The 6,467-nt window shown below is 65.5% G+C and carries 7 protein-coding genes; 2 read left to right on the top strand and 5 right to left on the bottom strand.

The features are described from left to right. Positions 1 to 334: GIY-YIG nuclease family protein (locus Y705_RS22730; protein ID WP_216698780.1), on the bottom strand; the 334-nt coding region annotated here is incomplete at its 3' end. 383 nt (positions 335 to 717) lie between these two features. Between Y705_RS22730 and Y705_RS0110990 the strand changes: the two genes are divergently transcribed. Together Y705_RS0110990 and Y705_RS0110985 are read left to right on the top strand one after the other, a co-directional pair. Further along, positions 718 to 1,401, top strand: a complete 684-nt coding sequence (locus Y705_RS0110990) for a DNA alkylation repair protein (protein ID WP_026532884.1) — start codon at positions 718 to 720, stop codon at positions 1,399 to 1,401. Between the two features lie 97 nt (positions 1,402 to 1,498). Further along, entirely contained in the window at positions 1,499 to 1,999 is a 501-nt protein-coding gene (locus Y705_RS0110985) for a DUF456 domain-containing protein (RefSeq protein WP_026532883.1), read from the top strand. Positions 2,000 to 2,011: 12 nt separating this feature from the next. Here Y705_RS0110985 and Y705_RS0110980 read toward each other — a convergent pair whose 3' ends face one another. The 4 genes from Y705_RS0110980 to Y705_RS19265 all read right to left on the bottom strand — a co-directional run. After that, complete coding sequence (locus Y705_RS0110980) at positions 2,012 to 3,784, bottom strand: glycoside hydrolase family 15 protein (RefSeq protein WP_026532882.1); 1,773 nt, start codon at positions 3,782 to 3,784, stop codon at positions 2,012 to 2,014. 28 nt (positions 3,785 to 3,812) lie between these two features. After that, the gene (locus tag Y705_RS23410) at positions 3,813 to 3,935 is read right to left on the bottom strand and encodes a hypothetical protein (RefSeq protein WP_275450808.1); all 123 of its coding nucleotides are present in this window, start codon (positions 3,933 to 3,935) and stop codon (positions 3,813 to 3,815) included. Between the two features lie 46 nt (positions 3,936 to 3,981). Next, the gene (locus tag Y705_RS0110970; protein WP_026532881.1) at positions 3,982 to 5,457 is read right to left on the bottom strand and encodes a S10 family peptidase; all 1,476 of its coding nucleotides are present in this window, start codon (positions 5,455 to 5,457) and stop codon (positions 3,982 to 3,984) included. Between the two features lie 35 nt (positions 5,458 to 5,492). Continuing rightward, on the bottom strand, positions 5,493 to 6,467 hold a 975-nt coding region (locus Y705_RS19265; RefSeq protein ID WP_155850039.1), incomplete at its 5' end, for an MFS transporter.

The raw sequence follows: 6,467 nt of genomic DNA, 5'->3' as shown, positions 1-6,467 counted from the left end.
CCCACGGGTCGTCGACACCCGCGGCGAGTCGGTCGATGTGCTGCTCGAGTGTGGGCGCCGAAAGGAACCACTCGGAGCGGTCGAGTCGCCAGGCGGCGAACTCGAGGTGACGGCGGTGCTCGACGAGCCGGTCACCCTTTTCGAAGGCCAGGACTTCATCGTGCCAGAGCCGTGCGAGCCTCTGGCGCGGATTGGCGGTTGTACCGATCTTGATTCGGTTCCGGAAGCGGATGTAGTAGACGACGTCGACGCGCGGGGATGGCAGCCCTTCGTCGAGGACGTCCCCGACGCGCCATTCGCATGCAGCGCATACCCAGGCGGAGGGATACCGCACGCCGATCCGCGATCCACATGCCCGGCAGGGTCCCGGCATCGCGTCGGTGGTACCCACCTCGTTGTCCACCCACTCGGCGACAAGGGCCAGGTGGGCTGAACAGAGTGCGAAAGGTGAGTCGCCGACCGGGCGGTCGCATGGCCGCCCGTCGTCGTCAGGAACGGTACATCGGCTGTTCCTCCGCCCTGATTCGAACACGAGTTCGATCCTGCCGTTCGTAGCGGATTCAGGCAAGCTGAGAGGAGTTCCCGCTGCAGAATTGTCCATCCTGGGCAAAGGACCTCCGCACTCGGAGCGCCCGGTGAGTACGCGAACAACTTCGCGCCGCAATCCCCTTGAACGCTAGTAGCCTGAATCTCCTACGCGAGGAACAGGAGGCCGAGGTGGCCGAGGCAACGGTGGATGGGGTTCTGGCCGAGCTGGCAGCGCTCGAGGACCCGAAAGCGCGCGCGGTGAACGAGAAACATGGTGACGATCACGGTGTGAACCTCGGCAAACTGCGGGCCATCGCGAAGCGCTTGAAGACGCAGCAGGACCTCGCACGCCAGCTCTGGGAGACGGAAGACACCGCGGCGAGACTGCTGGCGATCCTGATCTGCCGGCCGAAGGCTTTCGACCAGCCGGAGTTGGATCTCATGTTGCGCGGGGCGCGCATCCCCAAGGTGCATGACTGGCTCGTGAACCACGTGGTCAAGAAAAGCCCGCACGTCGAAGAGCTGCGCGCAATCTGGTTCACCGATCCGGATCCCGTGGTCGCCAGTGCCGGCTGGGCGCTGACCAGCGAACGCGTGGCGAAGACGCCCGAGGGCTTGGACCTCGAGAAACTGCTCGATGTCATCGAGGCGGAGATGAAGAACGCCCCGGAGCGACTGCAGTGGGCGATGAACCACTGCCTGGCCCAGATCGGAATCGAGCACGCCGAGCACCGCGCTCGTGCCATCGACCTCGGCGAGGGACTGGAGGTGCTCAAGGACTACCCGACTCCGCCGAACTGTACTTCTCCGTTCGCTCCGATCTGGATTGCCGAGATGGTGCGCCGGCAGCACGATCAGGTTCGCATCCCTTAGCCGTCCCCCGGGGCGTGATTCGACGAGCTCGCACTCCTTCGCAGCGGAGTCTCGCGACGCGACGCCGTGGATCGGTGCGGAATGGGAGACTGGCCAGATGGAATCCGAGATCCTGATGACGATTTTGACCGCAGTACTGATAGCGGTGGGAACTGCCGGAGTGGTGGTGCCGATCCTGCCCGGCAGCATCCTCATCATCGGTGCACTGCTACTCTGGGCGTTTTCGGTGGGCAGTCCCGTGGGCTGGGTAGTGTTCGGGGTCGGCTCGGCCTTCGCGCTCGCCGGTCTGGTCGCCGGGGTGGTCCTCACAGGACGAACTCTGCAGCGCCGGCGCATCCCCGCCAGATCGATCACGATTGGACTGGTGGCAGGCGTGGTGGGTATGTTCGCCATTCCCGTGGTCGGATTGTTCGTGGGATTCGCACTGGGACTGTTCGGCAGTGAGTACCTTCGCCAGCGCAGCTTTCAACCGGCGCTGGAGTCGAGCGTCCATGCGTTGAAGGCCGCCGGTCTGGGCATCCTCGCGGAGCTGGGACTCGCGTTCGCCGCCGGAAGCACCTGGATTGTCGGCGTCTGGATCCATTTCCTGACGCGGTGAGCTCGTGCGGGGTCAGGCCTCACCGGAAAGTGAGAGCGCAGCCGTGATGAGCGCCAGATGACTGAGGCCCTGCGGAAGGTTTCCCATGAAGGCCAGGTTCCCGGGATCGATCATCTCCGAGAGCATTCCGACGTCGTTGGTCAGCTTCAGCAGTTCCTCCATCTGTTCGGCTGCTTCGCTCTGGCGGCCCACCGCGGCGAGTGCCGATACCATCCAGTAGGCGCAGGCGACGAAGCTGGATTCTTTCTTCTGCATGCCGCTGTAGCGGTACAGCAGGGGACCCGCGCCGAGCTCATCCCGCAGGGCGTCGATCGTGGATGACATCCGGGGTCCGGTGTCGAAGCCGCTCAGGGCGTGAAGCAGAATCGAGGCGTCCAGTTCGTTCGATCCCGGGTACCACACATAGCTTTGGCGCTCCTCCGACCACCCTTGGTCCTCGACCCAGGCCCGGATGCGGTCGCGCTCCCCGCGCCACCGGTCCACCGGTCCCTCGAGTTGGCCGACTTCGGCAAGCTTGACCGCGCAGTGCAGGGCGTTCCAGCAGCCCAGCTTCGAGGTGATGTAGTGCCGCTCCTCGGGCAGTTCCCACATTCCTGCATCCCGCCGCTGCCAGATGTCGCAGGTGAGATCGGCGATGCCGGCCAGTTGCCGCACGGTCTCCGGATCCAGGGAATGGCCGGCCCGCACGTACTGCCAGACGATGTCGAAGACATCACCGAAAACCCCGAGCTGCAGCTGGCCGGCGGCGGGATTGCCGTCCACCACCGGCCCGATGCCGCGCCAGCCGGAGTAGTCCGGGTGGCGGGTGCCCCCGGGTACAGCGCCGTTGAGCCGGGTGAACACCTGGAGGTCGTCGCCCTGCGCGCGGATGTTCTTCAGCATCCAGGAGACGGCGGCATGGACTTCCTCGCGCAGCCCGGCACGGGTGAGGGCGTGGAGGGTGTAGGCGGTGTCGCGCACCCAGGCGTAACGGTAGTCCCAGTTCTTCCCGCCGGCCTTGCTCTCGGGAAGTGAGGTCGTGGCGGCCGCGGCGATCGAGCCGGAGGGGCTGTGGAGGAGAAGTTTCAGGGCCAGCGCACTACGGAGCACCTCGTTCGGGTAGTCGCCGTCGTAGGAAAAATTCCTGGACCACAGCTGCCAGTTGGCGATGGTGCGGTCGATTCCCTCGTCGATGGTTGTTGGATCGGGCAGGGGAACCGGTTCACGGTGTGTGGAGACCACCGCCACCAGGTGCCGGGACCCTTGCGACGTGGTGAACGCCCCGGAGACGCTGCGGTCGCTCGAGACGGGGGTGCCGTGGGCGATGCCGCGGATGGCCAGGGCCGTTCCGTCCACCCTGAGGACTGGATTTTCTCCCTGCGACTCCGTCCATGGTGATGCGTACTGGAAGCAGTTCCCAGGGTTCACGGACCACGTCATCGCGACGGCGCCGGACAGGCCGTCGATCCGCCGGGCCAACTCCCCCCACGGCAACCGCCCGGCGACTCCTGTGTTGAGGGAGTCCGTCACGCGCACCGATCCCTCTGCGGTGGTGTAGACGGTGGTCAGGACATTGGTGCCCTCGACATAGGCCCGCTCCACGGTGAAGTTGGCGTCCGGGCGCAACTCGATCGAGCCCCCGTGGCGCGCATCGAGGAGCCGGGCGATCGCGGGACGGGAGTCGAGGTCGGGCGTGGGATACCAGTCGATCGAACCATCGTGGGCAACGAGCGCCACCGTGCGGCCGTCACCGATCGCCGCATAGGAGCGTAGGTCGACGAAACCGTCCTGATCCCGGTCCGGCAAAGTCCCCGGCCGGACCCCGACGGACAGGCTACCGGCCGCGCTTCTTGTTGTAGCGGGTCTTCTCGGCACGCGTTCCCTGGCTGCCCCGGCGCTTGGCCATGATCTTCGATGCGATGACGGGGGCGAGAGCCCAAAGAATTCGTTTCAGCATGGGTAGTCCTATCCGACGAGGTTGATGGGGATATTCATCATCATACTTACTGTTGGGAGTTGCGCGGGGCGTTCGAAACGAATAATTGCAGCGCCTGCAGCTGCGCCCGGCGTGCTACTGGATTGAGGTACATCATGTGTCCGGCCTCGTGATAATGATGCGTGAAACGCGCCCGGGCACCTTCGTCCAGATTCATGTGCGCCCAGACGTACTCCGTAGCGAAGTGCGGTGTGGCGCCGTCGTGGTAGCCGTAGTCCACATGCACGCGGAGATGGGCGTTGTGGACAAGGAGCCGTTCGAGGACGCCCGACACGTCCACGGGGGCGCCCTCGAACGTGCGGTAGCTCCAGGGGTGGACGCGCGCGGTCAGGATCTCATAGGGAAGATCGTTCTCGTATCCCAGCTCAGCGCGGACATAATGGTTCATCGCCGCCGAGTAGGGGCCCGTGATGGCGCGGATGCTGGGGTCGTCATGCGAGTCGGAAGCCTGGAGGCTTTCCGGCCGAGCGGTGAAACGCCCATCGATGCGGCCTACCGCAAGGTCCTCGTCGCGCAGCAGTTCCGCGGCGAACTCGTGGTACGCCCAGCGCAGGTTCGTACGTCGGATGAAGCCCTCGTCAAGGGTGGTGATGGCGTGCAGCCGAGCGACGACGTCGTCGTACTCCTCCGCTGACAACCGGTTCCCCTGGGTGAGTGCGTACCCGAAGTCCCGAGCGGCGAACTCTTCGGCCTCGCGCACCACCTCGACGAGCTCCCGGCCCTCGTGGCGGCCGTGGTAGTGGGCGATGGCGGCGTAGGTGGGCAGGTGGAGCGCGTAGGGGAGGTCGCTTCCGGGGAAGAAGCGTAACGTCGACATGTTGAGGACGGTGGAGATGAGGCCCAAACCGTTGACGGCCATGCCGTAGGCGTCGAAGAGCCGCCCCGCCACCGCAACGGCCCTCAGGGTTCCGTAGGACTCGCCCACGAGGTATTTGGGCGACAGCCAGCGGTTGTTGCGAGTGGTCCACAGCCGGATCACCTCGGCCACCAGGTCCCGGTCCTCAACGAAGGCATGGAACTCGTCCGTCTTTCCGCCCTCTACTACGCGGGAGAAGCCCGTGTTGACGGGGTCGATCATCACCAGGTCACTCGACTCCAGGAGTGACTCGGCGTTGTCCTCGAGCCCGAATGGTGCAGACGCCATGGAACCGACATCCCCGGATTTCACGAGGCGTGGGCCGAGCAGCCCGAGGTGCAGCCAGACGGACGCCGAGCCCGGGCCGCCGTTGAAGGCGAACGTGACGGGGCGGGCTTCCTCGGCGTCGTCCTTCGTGTAGGCCACGAGGAAGATCTCCGCCTTCGGCTTGAAGCCGTCGGCCTTGCCGTCCTTGGTTTCCTCGAGGCGCAGCACGAGGCGGCCTGTGGTGGAGGTATATCTCAGGCCCGACGGCGACGTATGGCTGCGCGTGACGAAGTCGTCACTCACGTCCTTCGCGGGGGCAGGGGTGGTGTCCTTCGATGTGTCAGTCGTCTCATCAGCCATGACAAGAGACTACAGCTGGTTGATGCAGGCAACGACTACGACTCGGCGCGGACATCCTTACCCGACGTCGACGTCGACGCCGCGGCCTTCGCCGCTGCGTGGTCCGCTGCCCAGGCGTTGTTCCGCTCGGGCTTCGCGAAAAACAGCGCTGCGACGAATCCGATGAGGACGACGGCGGCCGGCAGGTACAGCGACTGACCCATGGCCAGGGCGTAGCCCGCCTTCGCCTCGGGAGGTAACGCGCTGCCGGGGGTAGCGCTGACGCCTCCACCGCTCACATTGGCGAGGAGCCGTGACTGCATGATGGCGGCGATCGCCGAACTGCCCAGTACCGCACCGACCTGCCGCGTGGTGTTGTAGACCCCTGACCCAGCGCCGGCGAGCGAGGGCGCCAGATTGCGGGTGGCTGTCAGCGAGACAGGTGCCCAGATGCCGGCACTTGCCAGTCCGAGAAGGGAGATGGGGAGCAGGAGCTGCCAGAGGGGCACATCGGGGGTGAGGATAAAGCCCAGCCAGAAAAGGGCGGTGGACATCCCGGCGAAGCCGGCCACCGCCATGTACTTCGGGTTGCTGCGCTGCACGAACTTCCCGACGAAGGGCGCCAGGACTCCGGAGATGATGGCCATCGGGGTGAGGAGCAGCGCCGCCTGGGTGGGGGAGAGGCCGCGGACGGTCTGCGCATAGAGCATCAACGGCAGGGACATGGTGGTGATCGAGAAGCCCATGGCCGTGATGGAGGTGTTCGCCAGTGAGAAGTTCCGGTCCCGGAACAACTTCAGCGGCACGAGCGGCTCTCCTCGGTTGACCCGCTGCCACACCACGAAAGCCGTCAGGAGTACCAGCCCGGTGATGATGAGCGACCAGACGGAGAGGGGTCCCGAGATCGTTCCCCAGTTGTAGGTTTCACCCTCCTGGATGCCGAAGACCAGGCAGAACATGCCGGCTGCACTGAGGAAGACCCCCAGCAGGTCGAAGCGCCGGGCGGTGGTTTCGAGGCGGGGAACCAGCCG

The organism is Arthrobacter sp. H41, from assembly GCF_000520535.1.
GTDB lineage: Bacteria > Actinomycetota > Actinomycetes > Actinomycetales > Micrococcaceae > Arthrobacter_D.
The sequence above is the reverse complement of the archived record's forward strand: the minus strand, read 5'-3'. Positions and strand labels throughout refer to the sequence as shown.

What these genes read in the sequence shown, in the direction of transcription:
- Y705_RS23410 (WP_275450808.1), bottom strand. Translation starts at nt 3,935, where the DNA reads ATGCTGAAACGAATTCTTTGGGCTCTCGCCCCCGTCATCGCATCGAAG.
- Y705_RS0110985 (WP_026532883.1), top strand. Translation starts at nt 1,499, where the DNA reads ATGGAATCCGAGATCCTGATGACGATTTTGACCGCAGTACTGATAGCG.
- Y705_RS0110970 (WP_026532881.1), bottom strand. Translation starts at nt 5,457, where the DNA reads ATGGCTGATGAGACGACTGACACATCGAAGGACACCACCCCTGCCCCC.